Source organism: Micromonospora sp. DSM 43699 (genome assembly GCF_055517075.1).
Genome location: NZ_JBTMMT010000236.1, coordinates 1 through 431 on the forward strand (window position 1 = coordinate 1; position 431 = coordinate 431).

At 65.7% G+C, this 431-nt stretch carries 1 protein-coding gene; it reads left to right on the top strand.

Annotation, left to right across the window (positions count from 1 at the left end):
* Window positions 1-189 precede the first annotated feature (189 nt).
* Window positions 190-431: NAD(P)H-dependent oxidoreductase (locus AC0AIB_RS31415; protein ID WP_465098113.1), on the top strand; the 242-nt coding region annotated here is incomplete at its 3' end.

Here is a 431-nt window from a genome sequence, read left to right on the forward strand (position 1 = left end):
TTCATGCAGGTCGAGGGCAGTGAAAACCCGCGCCGCGCGCGCTGTCAACCGTCGTTCTGCGCTGCATCGAATTGCGGTGCCTAGGTGTGCCGGATTGGTTCCAACCCGTCCACATTGAAACCGCCACCCCGCGCCCAGCCGCCGCACGCGGCTGCCTATCCTGAGCTCCCCGATCACACGACGCCCCCCATGAAAAAGAACATCCTCATCGTCTACGCCCACCCCGAACCGGCCTCGCTCAACGGCGCGCTCAAGGACGCGATGAGCGAGCATCTGCGCGCGCAGGGGCATGTGGTCGACGTCAGCGATCTGTATGCGATGGGCTGGAAAGCCGCGGTGGATGCGGCCGATTTCCCGCAGCGCGACGCGGCCGCGCGCTTGCGTGTGCCGAAAGATTCGCATGCGGCTTTCGCCGCCGATGCGCTCACTCA